The 16,267-nt window shown below is 64.6% G+C and carries 15 protein-coding genes and 1 tRNA gene; 10 read left to right on the top strand and 6 right to left on the bottom strand.

From position 1 onward, the window contains the following. Positions 1 to 610: 610 nt before the first annotated feature. On the bottom strand, positions 611 to 2,020 hold the full coding sequence (locus tag FHS84_RS10275; RefSeq protein ID WP_166933756.1) for an amino acid permease: 1,410 nt from the start codon (positions 2,018 to 2,020) through the stop codon (positions 611 to 613). 136 nt (positions 2,021 to 2,156) lie between these two features. Between FHS84_RS10275 and FHS84_RS10270 the strand changes: the two genes are divergently transcribed. From FHS84_RS10270 to FHS84_RS10260, 3 genes are read left to right on the top strand one after another with little or no spacing between them, the layout of a single operon-like run. After that, on the top strand, positions 2,157 to 2,876 hold the full coding sequence (locus tag FHS84_RS10270; RefSeq protein WP_166933754.1) for a class I SAM-dependent methyltransferase: 720 nt from the start codon (positions 2,157 to 2,159) through the stop codon (positions 2,874 to 2,876). A 59-nt stretch (positions 2,877 to 2,935) separates the two neighbouring features. Further along, positions 2,936 to 3,613: a hypothetical protein gene (locus tag FHS84_RS10265; protein WP_166933752.1), complete on the top strand. Its 678-nt coding sequence runs from the start codon at positions 2,936 to 2,938 to the stop codon at positions 3,611 to 3,613. A gap of 2 nt (positions 3,614 to 3,615) precedes the next feature. Beyond that, entirely contained in the window at positions 3,616 to 3,852 is a 237-nt protein-coding gene (locus FHS84_RS10260) for a hypothetical protein (RefSeq protein ID WP_208393789.1), read from the top strand. 3 nt (positions 3,853 to 3,855) lie between these two features. Here the strand turns inward: FHS84_RS10260 and FHS84_RS10255 are convergent, their stop codons facing one another. Continuing rightward, complete coding sequence (locus FHS84_RS10255; RefSeq protein WP_166933750.1) at positions 3,856 to 4,881, bottom strand: uroporphyrinogen decarboxylase family protein; 1,026 nt, start codon at positions 4,879 to 4,881, stop codon at positions 3,856 to 3,858. 174 nt (positions 4,882 to 5,055) lie between these two features. Between FHS84_RS10255 and FHS84_RS10250 the strand changes: the two genes are divergently transcribed. The 4 genes from FHS84_RS10250 to FHS84_RS10235 are packed head-to-tail and all read left to right on the top strand — an operon-like array spanning position 5,056 to position 8,445. Further along, positions 5,056 to 5,937 carry a homocysteine S-methyltransferase family protein gene (locus tag FHS84_RS10250; RefSeq protein WP_166933748.1) on the top strand — a complete coding sequence of 294 codons (882 nt, stop codon included), beginning with the start codon at positions 5,056 to 5,058 and terminating at the stop codon, positions 5,935 to 5,937. Beyond that, positions 5,934 to 6,671 carry a DUF1638 domain-containing protein gene (locus tag FHS84_RS10245; protein ID WP_166933746.1) on the top strand — a complete coding sequence of 246 codons (738 nt, stop codon included), beginning with the start codon at positions 5,934 to 5,936 and terminating at the stop codon, positions 6,669 to 6,671. The genes FHS84_RS10250 and FHS84_RS10245 overlap by 4 nt, the downstream gene beginning before the upstream one ends. Then, on the top strand, positions 6,668 to 8,122 hold the full coding sequence (locus tag FHS84_RS10240) for an ASKHA domain-containing protein (protein WP_166933743.1): 1,455 nt from the start codon (positions 6,668 to 6,670) through the stop codon (positions 8,120 to 8,122). Before FHS84_RS10245 ends, FHS84_RS10240 begins: the two co-directional genes overlap by 4 nt. 50 nt (positions 8,123 to 8,172) lie before the next feature. Next, on the top strand, positions 8,173 to 8,445 hold the full coding sequence (locus tag FHS84_RS10235; RefSeq protein ID WP_166933732.1) for a hypothetical protein: 273 nt from the start codon (positions 8,173 to 8,175) through the stop codon (positions 8,443 to 8,445). Between the two features lie 12 nt (positions 8,446 to 8,457). On the opposite strand, the gene FHS84_RS10230 is transcribed toward FHS84_RS10235, so the two are convergent. Both FHS84_RS10230 and FHS84_RS10225 read right to left on the bottom strand, forming a co-directional pair. Beyond that, positions 8,458 to 9,084 carry a corrinoid protein gene (locus FHS84_RS10230; RefSeq protein WP_166933730.1) on the bottom strand — a complete coding sequence of 209 codons (627 nt, stop codon included), beginning with the start codon at positions 9,082 to 9,084 and terminating at the stop codon, positions 8,458 to 8,460. A 112-nt stretch (positions 9,085 to 9,196) separates the two neighbouring features. After that, positions 9,197 to 9,286: transfer RNA gene (locus tag FHS84_RS10225), tRNA-Ser, on the bottom strand. A 559-nt stretch (positions 9,287 to 9,845) separates the two neighbouring features. On the opposite strand from FHS84_RS10225, the gene FHS84_RS10220 reads away from it, so the two are divergent. Together FHS84_RS10220 and FHS84_RS10215 are read left to right on the top strand one after the other, a co-directional pair. After that, positions 9,846 to 10,250, top strand: coding sequence for a hypothetical protein (locus FHS84_RS10220; protein WP_166933728.1), 405 nt, complete (start codon positions 9,846 to 9,848; stop codon positions 10,248 to 10,250). Positions 10,251 to 10,521: 271 nt separating this feature from the next. After that, positions 10,522 to 11,859 carry a PAS domain-containing sensor histidine kinase gene (locus FHS84_RS10215; RefSeq protein ID WP_166933725.1) on the top strand — a complete coding sequence of 446 codons (1,338 nt, stop codon included), beginning with the start codon at positions 10,522 to 10,524 and terminating at the stop codon, positions 11,857 to 11,859. Positions 11,860 to 11,883: 24 nt separating this feature from the next. On the opposite strand, the gene FHS84_RS10210 is transcribed toward FHS84_RS10215, so the two are convergent. Both FHS84_RS10210 and FHS84_RS10205 read right to left on the bottom strand, forming a co-directional pair. After that, on the bottom strand, positions 11,884 to 13,506 hold the full coding sequence (locus FHS84_RS10210) for a DUF6600 domain-containing protein (protein ID WP_166933723.1): 1,623 nt from the start codon (positions 13,504 to 13,506) through the stop codon (positions 11,884 to 11,886). 195 nt (positions 13,507 to 13,701) lie between these two features. Then, positions 13,702 to 14,508 carry a 23S rRNA (adenine(2030)-N(6))-methyltransferase RlmJ gene (locus tag FHS84_RS10205; RefSeq protein WP_166933721.1) on the bottom strand — a complete coding sequence of 269 codons (807 nt, stop codon included), beginning with the start codon at positions 14,506 to 14,508 and terminating at the stop codon, positions 13,702 to 13,704. 170 nt (positions 14,509 to 14,678) lie between these two features. Here FHS84_RS10205 and FHS84_RS10200 point away from each other — a divergent pair, with 170 nt between their 5' ends. Then, positions 14,679 to 16,256 carry a sodium:solute symporter family transporter gene (locus FHS84_RS10200; RefSeq protein WP_166933719.1) on the top strand — a complete coding sequence of 526 codons (1,578 nt, stop codon included), beginning with the start codon at positions 14,679 to 14,681 and terminating at the stop codon, positions 16,254 to 16,256. The last annotated feature ends 11 nt before the right edge of the window (positions 16,257 to 16,267 follow it).

The following is a 16,267-nucleotide window of genomic DNA, read 5'->3' as shown; positions in this document are numbered from 1 at the left end:
CAGTCGATCAATAATCTCTTGCCTTGTCATGCTCACTGGTGTCCATCGGCCCCAGTAGATTATCGTGCAGGGAGCAAAACGTCGCTAGTGGTGATTTGGAGGAATGCCTACCTCGACATTCCGCCCCCTTGAATCGCGGCCCTCCGCACCTACATCAGCACCAGCTCTTTGACCGCGCCGGATAGACTGCGAAGCAGTTGCGTTTGCATGCGTACAACGTTTGGAAGGATTCGAATTCGATTCTGGACGTGGTGCTTACGTTCACCGTTTTCGTGTCGCTGCGCGGCGTCAGCGAGCATCCGAAGTTTAGAGCCATTCGATTTCGATTCCGGACGCCCGGCTCCGTACTAGGCGGGAAAGACGCACGTTTGCTCCCTCGGGAAGCAAGGCGATTGTCGTGGTGCCCTCGCCGCTTAAGCCCGATTTGGCCGAATTGAATTCACGTTTTTCGTTTTCCTCATCACGCCCCGAACGCCCACCAACTCCGCGTCTCCGCGTCTCCGCGTGATACCTCGCCGGTGGGGGGGGGAGGGGGTGTGGCTTTCGCCGGATTCCGCAAATCAAAGATCAAGCGCTGGCGTTTTTCGGATTTGCGCCATCCACCAATAGCTCAGCCTTGCGCCAAGCGGCTCTTCTTCACTCCGTACACCGCGTAGACCACGATCCCGATGGCGTTCCAGATCAGGAACAGGCGCTGGGTCAGCGCCGGCAGGTTCCAGAAGAGGTAGGCGCAGCCCAAAATCGCCAGCGGCCCGACCAGCCAGGCGAGCGGCGTGCGGAAGACGCGCGGGCGGTTGGGATCGCGGCGGCGATAGATCAGCATCGCCAGCGACACCGCCACGAACGCGCACAGCGTGCCGGAGTTGGCGAGTTCGGCGATCAGCTTCAACGGCGCGAGGCCTGCGATCACGGCCGACACCACGCCGGTGAACAAGGTCACGGCGATCGGCGTGCCGGTTTTTGCGTTCACCTTGGCGAGGGAGCCGGGCAACAGCCGGTCGCGCGCCATGACGAAGAAGATGCGGCTCTGGCCGTACATGAACACCATGATGACGGTCGGAAACGCCAGCACCGCGGCACCGCCGATCATCGCCGACCAACTGGCGCGGCCGAGATTGCGCAGGATCAAGGCGAGCGGCTCGGCACTGGTGGCAAAGCTCGCGGCGGGCACGGCGCCGATGGCGGCAATCGCCACCACGATATAGATCGCCGTGCACAAGAGCATCGAGCCGACGATGCCGATGGAGAGATCGCGGCCCGGACGCTTGGCCTCCTCCGCCGCCGTCGAGATGGTGTCGAAGCCGTAGAAGGCGAAGAAGATCAGCGAGGCGGCGGGCAAGACGCCGAGTTTCATGCCGTTCTCGCCCAGCGAAGAAATGCCGTAAGGCAGGAACGGCGTGAAATGCTTGGCATCGAATGCCGGCAGCGCCAGCGCGATGAAGGCGGCGAGCGCGGCGAGCTTGAGGATGACGAGCACGAAATTGACCGTGGCGCTCTCGCGCGTTCCCGCCGCCAACAGAGCCGCAACGGCGAGCGAAATGGCGACGGCCGGCAGGTTGACGATGCCGCCCGCTTCGGGTCCGGCGAGCAGAGCGGGGGTGATCGGCAGATCGAGCCACACCATGAAGCCGCCGGCATAGGCCGACCAGCCCACCGCCACCGCGGCACAGACGACGGTGTATTCGAGTATGAGGCTCCAGCCGACGAACCAGGCCACCGGCTCGCCCATCACGACGTAGGAATAGGTATAGGCGCTGCCCGCCGCCGGCATCATCGTCGCCATCTCGGCGTAAGCGAGCGCGGCGCAGGCGGAAACGACGCCTGCGATGAGGAAGGAGATCACCATGCCGGGTCCGGCGAGCCCCGCCGCCTGCCCGATCAAGGTGTAGATACCGGTGCCGACGATGCCGCCGACGCCGAGCGCCACCAGATGCGGCCAGGACAGCGTCGGCTTGAGGCGCTCGCCGCCGGGATTGTCGTGGACGCTGTCGATCGGCTTCAGCCGCGTGAAAATGCTCATCCCACCCCGCCGTGAACTGGAGACCGCATTTGACGGAACGCAAGCCTCTCTGTCCAGCACGCCAGCCTGCCGTTGCGTCGGTCTCGCTTAGCAGAACGCTTGCGTGCATAATTCGCAGGCACATTGGAGAGAAAAAATGCGCGCCCTCGTGATCGCCCTGCTTCTCGCCTTCGCCGCTCCGGCCGTCGCCGCCGATTATTCCGCGGCGATCGCCGACAGCCACCGCCCCGCTGCCGACACCGCGCGCGATGCCGCCCGCAAGCCGGCCGACATGCTCGAATTCATCGGGCTCAAGCCCGGCATGAAGGTGATGGATTTGATTCCGGGCAGCGGATATTTCACCCGCCTGTTCGCCGCCGCGGTCGGTCCCAAAGGCCACGTCTACGCCTATCAGCCGACCGAGTTCGACGGCTTTCTCAAAGACAAAGAGCCGGCCGTGAATGCGGTGGCGAAAGAGTATCCCAATGTCACGGTGGTGCGGGCGAGCGTCAACGCGCTGACGGTGCCCGATAAGCTCAACGTGATCTGGACGTCGCAGAACTATCACGACCTCAAGAACGGCGGCGGCTCCGATACCGCGCAGGTCAACAAGGCGGCGTTCGCGGCGCTGAAGCACGGTGGGCTCTACATCGTGCTCGACCATGCCGCCGCGCCGGGCTCGGGCGCTCGCGACACCAACACCTTGCACCGGATCGATCCGGCCACCGTGAAGGCGGAAGTGATGGCGGCGGGGTTCGTCTACATCGGCGATAGCGCGGCGCTCGCCAATCCCGCCGACGATCACACCAAGGCGGTATTCGATCCGGCCATCCGCGGCCACACCGACCAGTTCGTGCTGAAATTCAAGAAGCCCTAGCTTGCACAAACCGGGCGATGCGCGCACTTTTCCGACTCCAGTTTGACGGAGGGGAAACGATGCGTCTTGTCTTTGCTGCGCTGTTCGCCGCGCTTTATGTTTTGCCGGCCGCTGCCGAGACCACGCCCGCGGCGGCGCCCGAGCGCATCACCGGCACCATCGTCTCCTTCGCCGCTCCGACGTTGACGGTGAAGACGGTGAAAGGCGCGACCGCCACGATCACGCTGGCACCCACCGCGAAGGTGATCGCCAACCAGCGGAGCAGCTTCAACGCCATCAAGCAGAACGATTTCGTTGCTCTGACCGCAGCGGCGGGCAAGGACGGCAAGCTCAAGGCCAAGGAAGTGCGCGTCTTCCCCGAGCCGATGCGCGGCTTCGGCGAGGGCCAGTATCCGGGCGACAAGACCGATCAGACGCGCGTCAACGGCGCGGTCACCGAGGCGGCCACGACGGTCAAAGGCAAAGGCGGCACGCTGAAGCTCTCGTTCCATGCCGCGGCCGCCAACGCCCTCGGCATCTGCAGCGGCCATGCGCCGGCGCCGGGCAAAGGCGGCTGCACCGGCGAGGCCGAAATCCTCGTCACGCCCGCTACCCCGGTGACGACCTGGGTTCTGGGCGATCCGAGCTGGCTTCAGGCCGGCAAGGCGGTGTCGCTTTATGCCGTGACGGCTCGCGACGGAAAAAGCACGACCTACGGCGTCATCGTGGAACACGACGGCGTCAAACCAATTCCATAACTATGGACAAAGAACCCAAGAAAATTGGTGCCGTTGCGGCACTTCCCATCGGGCTCTCGCCCATCGGTTTTGCCCTGGTCGGAGCAGCCGTGCTGGGTGCGGTCTCGATCGGCGCGCTGGCGGTCGCCCGGCTCGTGGTCGGGCAAATGGCCGTCGGCCACCTGCACCTCAAGAGCGCCGAAATCGACCGTCTGACCGTGCGGCGCCTCAAGGTCGAGGAAGACGATACCGTCGACTGACGTCTACGACCGGACCGCTTCCAGGAAAGCGCGGATGTTCTCGGTGGTGACGCCCGGAGGCATGCCGCCGCCGCACGACGCCAGAATGCGGGAATGATCCTTGGCTTCGGCCAGCATGGTCTTCACCGCGGCACGGACATCGTCGGGCGTTCCCGCGGCGAGCACGTCGCGCGGCGGGATGTTGCCGAGAATGGTCATGCGGTGGCCGGTCGCCTCGTGGATCTGGCCCATCGTCATGTGGATGCCGGGATTGTAGAGGTTCACGCCGAGGTCGGGATAATGCTTCACCGACTGCCGGAAATCGGCGTCGTTGTGGAACATCTTCACCGACACCGGCTGATCGAACAGCTCCTTCAGATAGGGATGGGCGAACTCGAGGTAGTCGGCTTCGGAGATGAAGCCGACGATATCGTCGAGCACCAGCATGCCGTCGATAGTGTCGATCGCTTCGCGCTGGCGGACATGCCAGGCGATCAGATATTCCTTGATCAGCTTGAGCAGGCGGTGGGTGCGCTCCGGATCGGTGCCGAGCATCATCAGGAACTCGGTGGTGCCCATCAGGAAGCTGGCGATATTGAGCGGCCCGCGGCTGACCGAGAAGCGAATCTTGTGGCCCATCTTCTCGATGCGCGAACGGTTGCGGGTCAGGCGGTTGAGCATGAACGGCAACAGACCGTCGGTCTCGACGTTCGGAACCTCGAGATTGTCGACGTCGTCCTCGCTCTGGATGCACTTCTGGGCGAACGGAAACTCGTTTTCCGGGAACTGGCATTTGACGCCGAACGCGCTCGGTTCGGTGCACATGCCGAACTCGCTCCAGAAGCCGGGCAGAAACATGATATCCGGGAAGGTCTCGATCGCCTTCTTGTTGGCTTCGAACCAAACGTCGTCGCTCTGGAAATAATCGATCAGATTGACGCCGTACCAATTCGGCAGCCACGGACAATCGATGATGAAGCCGACGGGCATCGTCGCCCCCGTTTTGCCTGCGATTGCCGCCTTGAGCTCCGCCCAATGCCTGTCGTGCATATTCCACCCCTCCTGACGGTCAGCCAGCGGACAATGATCCGGCCCAGCGCCCGGCACAATCCCCGGAAACGCCCGTTTCACAGGAATTGGTACCGGTCCCGCTGCGACATGGCGTGCATTGAACCGTCCCGGACGCCGTGCTGAGACTCAACCCGCCATTTTGAGGGGGCGACCATGTCCCACCCGGTCATCGACAAGCTCATCCGCCAGGCACCCGTCATCACCGATGGTGCGTGGGGCACACAATTGCAGGCCCGCGGTCTTCAGCCCGGCGACGTGCCCGACCTATGGAACCTCTCCCATCCCGACGCCGTCCAGTCCGTGGCGGCCGCCTATGTCGCGGCAGGATCGCAGATCATTCTCACCAACACCTTCGGCGCCAACCGCTTCCGCCTCGCCGAGGCCGACGCCGCCGACAAGGTGGAGGAGATCAACAAGGCCGGGGTGGCGTTGTCCAAGCAAGCGGCGGGCGAGGATGCACTCGTATTCGCCTCGATCGGGCCGAGCGGCAAGCTGCTCCTCAGCGGCGATGTCACGGAAGACGATCTAGCGGTCGGCTTTGCGGAGCAAGCCGAAGCGATTGCCGCCGCCAAGCCGGACGGCATCGTCATCGAAACCATGCAGGACATCCAGGAAGCGATCCTCGCGATCGCCGCCGCCAAGGCCACCGGCTTGCCGGTGGTAGCAAGCATGGTGTTCGATTCCGGCAAGGATCTGGACCGCACCATGATGGGTGCCACGCCGGAGCAGGCGGCCGATGCGCTCGCCAAAGCCGGAGCCGACGTGATCGGCGCCAATTGCGGCCAGGGCATCGCCGGCTTCGTCGCCATCTGCAGGCGGCTCAAAGCCGCCAGCCATAGCGTGCCGGTGTGGATCAAGGCCAACGCTGGACTTCCCAGGATCGAGAACGGCAAGACCGTATATGCGACCACGGCGGACGCTTTCGCCGCCCAGGTGCCGGCCGTGCTCGCAGCCGGAGCGAGTTTCATCGGTGGCTGTTGCGGCACCTCGCCCGAGTTCATTGCCAAAGTGAAGGCAACCCTGACACGGGCATGACAGCGCGCCCAAAGCTCTGCGTTATCGCCTGCCCGAGCCTGCGGCCCGAACTCGAACAGGTTGCGGCGGAGACCGGCGCCGGGATTTCGATCCACTATCTGGAAATGGCGCTGCACAGCCGTTCGGCCGAGGCGCTGCGCGAAGCATTGCAGACCGCCATCGATACGACAACCGGCTGCGATACCATCGCCGTCGGATACGGCCTGTGTAATCGCGGCATCATCGGCATTGCGGCACGCGATATCCCGCTTGTCCTGCCACGAGCCCACGATTGCATCGGGCTTCTGCTGGGATCGACGGCGCGCTATCTCGACGAACTCGACCGCGAACCCGGCACTTATTTCCAAAGCGCAGGATGGTTGAAAGCGGCGCGTGAGGCGGGCGAGTCAGGAGAGTTCACCTTCGGTCCAAATTCGAATGCCAGCTTCGAACGTCTGGCGGCGCGCTATGGCGATGAGGCAGCCCGCTATCTGATCCAGGAACTGGAAGGCTTCACCAAACACTACAAGCGCCTCGCCTATGTCACCACGCCCGTCGAGGGCTCGTCTGCGCTCGCATCCGAAGCCCGTTCGATCGCCGCCAAGCGCGGGCTGGAGTACCATGGCCTGCACGGCGATACCGGCTGGCTGTGCCGATTGCTGAGCGGACCATGGCCGGAAGAAGAGTTCCTGACCGTCCGGCCGGGGCAGCAGGTCCGGCTGGCGAGCGGCGAGCGATTGATCGAGGCGGCATGACCACCATCACCCTTCAGGGCTCCGACCGGCGGCTCGAGGTTGCGGCCGGAACGCACCTGCGCGACGCATTGTCCGGCGAGGGCGTCGAGTTTCCCTGCGGCGGACAGGGGCGCTGCGGCGGCTGCCGTGTCCGGGTCGTCACCGGCACGATGGCGGAGAACTCCGAGGATCGGGCCACCTTCTCCGCTGCCGAACTCCGCGACGGCTGGCGCTTAGCGTGCCGGCATGCGGCGGAGGCCGACGCCACCCTCGAACTGGCGCAGTGGGAGATGGCGGTCCTCGGCGATGCGGAGGCGTTCGCCTTCGTTCCCCGCGAAGGGTTCGGGATCGCGGTCGATCTCGGCACCACCACGCTCGCGGCGCAACTACTCGACCTGCGCAGCGGACAGGTGCTGGCGACGCGGACGGCACTCAACGATCAGGCCCGGCACGGTGCCGATGTGCTGTCGCGGGCGAGTTACGCCTTGGCGGGCGGAGCGACGGAACTCACCGGACTGATCCGCAGCCAGATCGGCGCGATGATCACCGAACTGGCAGCTGGCCGGGCGTTGAGCCGGATCGTGGTGGCGGGCAACACCGCCATGCACCACCTGTTCGGCGGGCTCGATATCACCCCGCTGGCGACACACCCGTTCCTGCCCGAGCATCCCGAGGCGCTACGGTTCACCGGTGCCGTTCTTGGCTGGCCGGTCGACGTGCCGGTCGATGTGTTGCCGTGCATCGGCGGACTGGTCGGCGGCGACGTGCTGGCGGGCGTCCGTGCGACGGGACTGAAAGACCGGCGAGGCCTGAACGCCCTGGTCGATCTCGGCACCAATGGCGAGGTCGTGGTGGCCAAGAACGGCCGCATGCTGTGCACCTCGACGGCGGCCGGACCGGCGTTCGAAGGGGCACGCATCCATCACGGCATGCGGGCCGCCACCGGCGCTATCGATGCAGTCGCTGCGGATGGCACGTGCCATGTCATCGGTGGCGGACCGGCACGCGGGCTTTGCGGTTCGGGTCTGGTCGATGCGGTAGCAGCAGGCCTCGATAACGGCCGCATTGCCCCGAGCGGACGCATGGCCGACGACTGGATGCTGGCCGACGGCGTCGCGCTCACCCCACACGACGTGCGCGAACTCCAGCTCGCCAAAGGCGCCATCGCGGCAGGACTGAAACTCCTCACCGCCAAGTTCGACGCCACGCCGGCCGATCTCGATGCGCTCTATCTTGCGGGCGCTTTCGGCAATGCCATCAGCCGTACGGCGGCGGCCCGGATCGGTCTCATCAAGGCGCCGGCGGAGCACATCGTCGCGGCCGGCAATACCGCGCTCAAGGGCGCCAAGCGGGCGCTGTTCGCCGACAGCATCCACTTCGAAGCCGTCGCTGACTGCATTGGGTTTATCGCACTTGCGGAGGACGGTGAATTTGTAGATATGTTCGCAAGTGAAATGGCCTTTCCCGGTTGACCTCGCGGTCTGACAGTGAGACGCTTTCACTATTCTGGGGGGAGTGAAATATGCGTGCGTTCTTCGCTAGCGTTGTGTTTGCGGCGGCCATGATGGCGCCAGGCTTTGCGGACGATACCGAGCCAACCACGCCGACAACTACGGCAGCGGCGCCCCAACCCGAAAGCGATCCCGTTGTCTGCAAGAAACTCGGTGCGCCGACGGGCACACGCCTCGGCGATCGAGAGGTCTGTCTGAAGGCCTCGGAGTGGGAAAAACATTCCCGGCACGACCGCGATGCGGTGGACAAGAGAAATTCGGGTCCGTCATCCACCGGCCACTGAGCCAACCAGCGATCAGAGCGACCGCGCCAACGGCACCGCTCCGGCGGCGTTCTGGCTGTACCCGTCGGCGCCGATCTCTTTGGCGTAGGCTTCGGTCACCGGCGCACCGCCGACCATGATCTTCACCTGATCGCGCACACCGGCCTTGGCGAGCGCCTCGATGGTCGTCTTCATCGCCGGCATGGTGGTGGTGAGCAGAGCCGACAGCGCCACGATCCCGGCGCCCTTCTCTTTCACCGCCCGCACAAACTTCTGCGGATCGACATTGACGCCGAGGTCGATCACCTCGAACCCGCCGCCTTCCAGCATGGCCGCGACCAGATTCTTGCCGATGTCGTGCAGGTCGCCTTTGACCGTGCCGATGGCGATCCTGCCGGCCGGTTCGACCCCGCCCGCGGCGAGTAACGGCCGGATCAGTTCCAGGCTCGATTTCATGGCGCGGGCAGCCAGCAGAAGCTCGGGGACGAAATACTCGTTGGCCTCGAATTTCTTTCCGACCTCGTCCATGGCCGGCATCATCACGTCCTGGACCAGAGCGAGCGGAGCGGCACCCTCCTTAAGGGCAGCTTCGGTGACCGTTTTAGCGGTAACAGCGTCACCCGTCAGGATCGCTTGGTGGAGAGCTTGAAGGTCGGCCATGGGGCACCTTTAGAGCTGACTTGGTCTGGCGCGCCAGCCGAAGCTCAGCGGCAACCAACCCGCCTTCGCCAACTGGCGGCGCGGCAGCCTCCCGCTGCTTCGCAGCGTAGGCTGGCGGACAGGGAGGGATTCGAACCCCCGGTACGGTTACCCGTACGCCGCATTTCGAGTGCGGTGCATTCGACCACTCTGCCACCTGTCCGGGGCAAGGGCGCTGAAATACTGAACCCCGGCCGGAAGTGCAAGCACGGCCCGACGCTTGCCCCCTTCGACAGGCCCAGACGGCTGCGACCAATTCGCGTCGGGCGGGCGGCCGCAACATCTGGGATGCCTCCTAAAACGAACCTACCGCGCCTTGAGCTTTGATTGGCGGTTTCGGCCAACACCCTGGGACGGGGTGCCGATGAACCGAAACCGCGAAAACACGAATTCAATTCCCCGTTTTCGGGGTCAAGCCACGGAAAATCCGGGACGATCGCCTTGCTGCCGGAACGCAGCCAGCCACCTCTTTGGGGGAGACCGAGCGCCGGCTGTCCTGAATCGAAATCGAATCGTTCTAAACTCTGCGTGCAAATGCGACTGCGACGCAGTGCGAACCGGCGCGATCAAAGAGCTTCCATTGAGGTAGGTGCCCGCGGCGCGTTTTCAAGCCTGCGGGATGGGCGGCGGAGATCGGCTTGCTCCGGTGGACCAGGTCTTGTCGTTTGCGGTGCAAGGACGCAATGCGATATTGCCAGGGCGCAACGGGGGGCATTGCTGAAATGAGCTTTTGGTTGGGTCCTATCAACACGCCGCAATTGGCGCGCCGGATCGTCCGCTATTGCGGTATCGGCTGGATCGCGCTGGCGGCGGTGAACACCTTGGTGCTGCTGCTCGACGGCATCTATGTAGGAATCTTCGTTACGATTTTTTCGATTGCGGCCGCCCGCGCGTGCTTTGAGCACTCCCGGACTGCGACGAGCATGGTATTCGGTGTTCTGCTCTTTTGCGCTGCCGTAAGTATCCTGGGCGTGCTGATGGGCGGAGTGGGATCCGGGTGGCTGAATGCGCTGACCGTATTCATCTGGCTGCTGGTGGTCCTCAGCGCGTTCCGCGTGGTGAAGGCCGTCAAATTTCTCAACGACGAAGACGTGAGAGAAGCCACAGAGAAGCCGTCACTCAGCTAGGTATCGCGCTGCGGTTGGCCGGCGCACGTTCCTCATCCGATCGTTGGTTAGCACCACTATTCAGTGGACGCCGAAGAGTTGGCGCCGGCGCACGGGCACGACCTGAACGGGTGCACTACCTCGCGGTTCATCCTCAAGGCGGTCCGCCCGCGCATCGGGCCGCCCACGCGACCGGCCGGGCTGCATCCTTTCCTTACATAGGGTATGGTGAAGCAGATCCGCTGCGTTGCGTACCATGGTGGGAAGGGACCTCAAAACGAAAGGTACGGCCATGAAGAGCCGGGGCGCGTGGCGTATCAGTTGCATCTATGCCGTTTTCGGAGAGGCATGGATCATCCTGTCCTCGGTCCTGGTGTGGATCCAGATGCGCGAGCCGCCGACCTTTTCCTCCTTCCTGGAGGTCGGAAAAGGAACGCTGTTCATCGCGGTCACTTCAGTACTTCTGTACGCCATGCTGCGCCGCTGGGAAGCAGAGATCCACCGCCGCGACGCGGATCTGCGCCAATCGGAGGGGCGCTATCGCCTGCTGCACGAGTCTTTGCGCGACGGCTTCGTGCAAGTCACGATGGACGGCAGCTTTCTCGACTGCAACACCGTCTTTTGCGACATGCTGGGGTACAGCGCGTCCGAGCTGTTCACGCTCAACTATCGCGACCTCACCCCGCCGCACCGGCACGACCCGGAGAACGAGATCATCACCACCCAAGTGATGGTGCGCGGCTATTCCGATGTCTACGAAACGGAATACTACCACAAGAACGGCACGATCGTTCCCGCCGAGCTGCGTGCCATCCTGGTCCGCGACGATGCGGGCCAGCCTAGTTCCATCTATGCTATCGTACGCGATACCAGCGAAAGACGGGCCCAGGAAGCGCGCGCCGCGGCGGTCAAGGAACAACTCATCCACGCCGGACGGGTCCAGGAGCTTGGACAAGTGTCGGCCGGCATCGCCCACGAGCTGAACCAGCCCTTGGCCGCCATGCAGAATTACGCCTCAGCCGCCAAACGCCTGATCGAGCGGGGCGACGGCATCGGAGCTTCCCAGGCGGTCTCGAAAGCCTGCGAACAAGCCACGCGCGCCGGCGACATCATCCAGCGCATGCGCAATTTCGTCGAAAAACGCGATACCAACAAAAAGCGCGACGACGTCAATGCGATCATCCGCGAGGCGGCCGCTTTGGCGCTCATCGGGGCCAAGGCTGCCGGCGTCGAAGCGCACTACGATCTCGCGACCGACCTGCCGCCCGTCATCGTCGACCGGGTGCAGATCGAACAGGTGCTGGTCAATCTCTTGCACAACGCCGCGGATGCCATGGCCGACATGCCCCAACGGGTTCTGAGCCTGTCCAGCAGACGAAACGCCGAGGCGGTCGAAATCGTCGTCGGCGATACCGGCCGGGGCATTCCCGATGAGATCCTCGACACGCTGTTCCAGCCCTTCGTCACCACCAAGCAGCACGGCATGGGGATCGGTCTGTCGATCAGCAAGTCCATCATCGAGGCGCACGGCGGCGAGATCTTTGCCGAACCGAATCCCGGCGGCGGAACACGCTTCTGCGTGCGCCTGCCGCCAGCTCCGGTGAAGGCCGAGGACGCCCTCGCCACGTGAGACCTGAGAAGCTCAGGCCGTAGCTCAGTGCGGCGGAGCCTCGTCGGGTTTGCGCTTGTCTTCGTTGCGGCTCGGCTTGGCCTCCTCCTGGCGGGGTGCGGGCGCGCTACGGGCGGCCGGTCCGCGGTTGGGCGTCACCCCGCCCTGCGGCGGGCGTGCGGTCATGGCAGGACCGCCTTTCGGTTCGCCACCCGGACTTCTTCCATAGCCCGATGCGCCCGGACCACGAGGTTCCATTTCGGGATGCGTCACGGGCGGACGCATATGACTCTGCGGCGGCGCCATCGTCGTCTCGGGTCCGCTACGCGGCCGCTCCATATCGGGACGGGGCGCGCGCTTTTCGGGCGGCGTCATCGCTGCGCCGTGCGGCTCGTCCTCGGAGCGGGACACCGGCGGGCGCACGTGATTTTCCGGCGGTGTCATTGCCGGGCCGCTACGCGGGCGGTTTATCTCGGACTGCGGCGCCTGCATCATCATGCGATCCGGCGCACCGCCATGCGAGGTCTGCGGCAGGTCGGCGGGCTTGTGCGGAGTATCGGCGCGATGAACGGCATCGGCGGGCGGCGGCGCGGGATGCGCGGGCGCGGGGCCGCCCATGCCGGCGGGATGCGCGGTATCCGGCACCGCCGCGGGTTTGCCGTGGAAATGCGATGCGACCACGGTGGGATTGCCGACCTCGGACTTTGCGAACAAGTGCGTCGGCGGACGTCCGGCGCGCGCCTTCGGCGGCTGGGCCGAGAGACGCTGCACGACTTGCGGCGGCGGCGGCGGCGCGCTGTTCGCGATCCCCTGCCCGCGCGGCGCAACCGCGCGCGCCGCGACCTGGGCACGTTGACCGGCGGCAATAGACGCGATCAGGTCGGGCCGCCGGATCGCCTGCCGCGCCGTGACCACGGCGACGGGACGATGCGACACCTGTTCGACGCGATGCACGTCGATGCCTTTATTGACGACATAGTTGTTCACGACGGTGTAGTTCACGACCGTCGTCGTCTGGCGGACGATGTTGATCGTCTGCCCCGGATCGCGCACCGCATAGCGGCCGTAATCGCGGTCGGCGACATGACCGTAGCCGACGAACACCCAGTTCGAGGCAAAGCGGCGGTCGTCGTAATCGCCGCCGTACCAGCGGCGGTAGCCGTAATAAGGATCGTTGTTCCAGCCGAACGAAATCGACACGCCGCCACCACCGACGGACAGAGCCGCGCCGTCGATGAAAGCCGGATCCGGCGGCATCGGCATCCAGCCGACGTATTCGTTGTTGGTGCGCCATACGACCCATGACGGCGCCCAGGTGTAGCCCGGAATCCAGAGCCAGCCGTCATCGGGATCGTTGACCCAGCGCCCGTAATGGAAGGGTATGTCGCCCCAGTCGTAATCCGAATTCCACATCCAGCCGTAATCGCTGGTGTAGACCCAATGGCCGTCGGTGTAATACGGCCGGAAATCGGGGGGCACGTCGTCCGGCTGCCACACCATCCCCCAGCGGTCGCTGTAGAGCCACGCGCCGTAGCCGGCGAGCTGGCCGTGGAAATAGTCGAAGCTGACGTATTCCTGCGCGACGGCAGGCTGCGGCATCAGCACGATCGGGCCGGCGCCCAATAGTATCGCTCCGGCAACGAGGGCAGCACGAAACTTGGATGGCATACCGTTTTCCTTTGCGAACGCCCGCTCCCAAAACCGGCGGTACAATGCGCAACATGGCGAAGCGGTTGCTCGTGTAACCAGTGACAAAATGGAGGTCGGTGCGGCCGCGCGATGAAGAATCCGACAGAGTCGGGGACCTTGCGAAATTCGCCAGGAGGACGCGACGGACGCTTTTTCGCGACGCTGTAGCGGCGCTTAATCCTTACCCGCCAGCCAATCGAAGCGCGCGAGGCAGTCGAGGCAAGGCAGCACGATGTCGAGCGCGGCGCGCATCTCGTCGTCGAACTGCCAGGGCGGATTGATGACCGCGAGACCGGCGGCGGCGAGTTTGCCCTCGGCCACGCCGCGCTTCTCGACATCAATGCGGAGCACTTTGGCGGCGCCGCAAGCGAGAACCTCGCCGCAGAAGCTGTTGGCCTCGGAGGCCGACTTGATCGGAAACCAGACGAGATAAATGCCGGTCGCGAACCGGCGATAAGCCGCCGCCACCGCCTGCGCGGCAAAACGGAATTCGTCGGGCGCTTCGTAGGGCGGATCGATCAGGATAAGGCCACGGCGTTCGGGCGGCGGGACCAAAGCGACAAGACGTTTGTAACCGTCCCCCTCTTCCACCCGCGCCTTGGCATAAGGCCTTAACGTCTGGCGCAGGGCGGCAGCATCTTCGGGATGCATTTCGACCGCCACCAGACGGTCCTGCGGCCTGAGCAGTTTGGCGGCGATCAGCGGCGAGCCGGGATAGACCGCTCCGCCCGCCAATTCGCGGTAGGTCGTCAGCGCCGCCGGGCCGCCCTTTACGTCCGTCAGGCGCCCGATCCCTTCCGCGGCCTCGCCGGTGCGGGCAGCCTCGGTTGCGGCAAGATCGTAAGCGCCGCGGCCGCCATGGGTGTCGACGACCGCAAAGCCGGCCTCCTTGCGGCGAAGATGGCCGAGCCCGGCGATCAACGCCAAGTGCTTGACGACATCGGCAAAATTGCCGGCGTGGAAGGCGTGACGGTAGTTCATGGCAGGGCTGTTTACGTCTCAGTAAGACGCGCGGCAATCGCAAGGCGCGTTGAGGCATTTACAATATTTGTCATGCCACACTCGCGCGTCCGTTGCTTGGGCGCGGATAGCGTTAACATCAGTAGACTGATTCGGGGACACACCATGGCTCGGCCTGGGGGCACACTGCCATGCATCTAGGTTTCAAGGATATCATCGTCATCCTGATCTACGCCGTTCTGGTGCTGGCGGTCGCGCACCTGTTCCAGCGCGGCGAGCGGCGGGACGACGAAGACGGCGACGACACCCCGGTCCGGCGCGCCCTGCCGTGGTGGGCCATCGGCGCTTCGCTGATCGCCGCGAACATTTCCGCCGAGCAGATCATCGGCATGTCGGGATCGGCCTATGCGATCGGCATCGCGATCGCCGGTTACGAATGGCTGGCCGCCTTCGCCATGGTGGTGATCGGCAAGTACTTCCTGCCGGTGTTCCTGAAGAACCAGATTTCCACCATGCCGCAATTCCTGCGCCTGAGGTACGGGCCGAAGACGCAGGTGACGATGGCGCTGATGTGGCTCGCGCTCTACACCTTCGTCAACTTGACCGCCGTGATGTGGCTGGGCGCGACCGCCGTGCACGTCGTGACGGGTCTCAACATGACGGTGAGCGTGATCCTGCTCGGCCTGGTGGCGGGCAATTACGCGCTCTATGTCGGACTCAAATCGACGCATTTCACCGACGTGGTGCAGGTCGGCATGCTGGTGCTCGGCGGCATCGTGATCCTGGTGTTTGCGCTCGAGAAGATCGCCGGCTCGATCGGCGCGCCGGGCGGCGTGCAAGGCATCGTCAGCGGCCTGCACGCCATGGCGACGCGGATGCCGGACCACTTCCACATGATCCTCGACCCGTCACATCCCTACTACAAATACCTGCCCGGCATCGTCACGGTCGGCGGCGCGATGTGGCTGATCCAGTTCTCCTACTGGGGCTTCAACCAGTACATCGTACAGCGCGCGCTGACGGCGCGCTCGATCCGCGAAGTGCAGAAGGGCGTCGTGTTCGCCGCCTATCTGAAGCTGCTGATGCCGGCGCTGGTGGTCTTGCCAGGCATCGCCGCCGCCTTCCTGCTGCCGGGCATAGCCCCATCGGATACCGCCTATCCCTGGCTGATGACCACGCTGCCGCCGGGCTTCCTCGGCTTCGTCTTCGTGGCGCTGGTGGCAGCCATCATCGCCTCGACCGGCTCAAGCCTGTCGTCGATCGCCAAGATCTTCACGCACGACGTCATCGAAGTCGTCTACCCCGGCGCGACGCGACGCCTGCTCGTCATCGTCGGCAAGTTCGGCGCCATCGGGGCGCTGATCGTCGCCATGGCGGTCGCCTCGCCGCTGCTCGGCCACACCGATCAGGCGTTCCAGTACATCCAGGAATTCACCGGTTTCCTGACGCCGGGCGTGATCGTGATCTTCGTGCTCGGCATGTTCTGGCCGCGCACCACCGAGACCGGTGCGCTGCTTGCCGCCGCGGGCACCGTGATCGCCTCCACGGCCTACGCGCTGTTCCTGCCCCAGATGCCGTTCATGATCCGCATGGGGCACGTGTTCCTGATCTGCCTCACGCTCGCGGTCGGCGGATCGCTCGCCACCAAACCGAAACGCGAAACGGCGATCGATCTTTCCGGCATCGATTACAGCACGTCGCACGGCTACAACATCGCCGCCGGTGCGATTGCCGTAATCCTGGCCGGGCTCTACTGGTACTTGTGGTAGGCGCGGAAGCG

The sequence above is a fragment of the Rhizomicrobium electricum genome (genome assembly GCF_011762045.1).
GTDB classification, from domain to species: Bacteria; Pseudomonadota; Alphaproteobacteria; order Micropepsales; family Micropepsaceae; genus Rhizomicrobium; species Rhizomicrobium electricum.
Note: the sequence above shows the minus strand (reverse complement) of the source record. Positions and strands in the feature narration are given on the sequence as shown.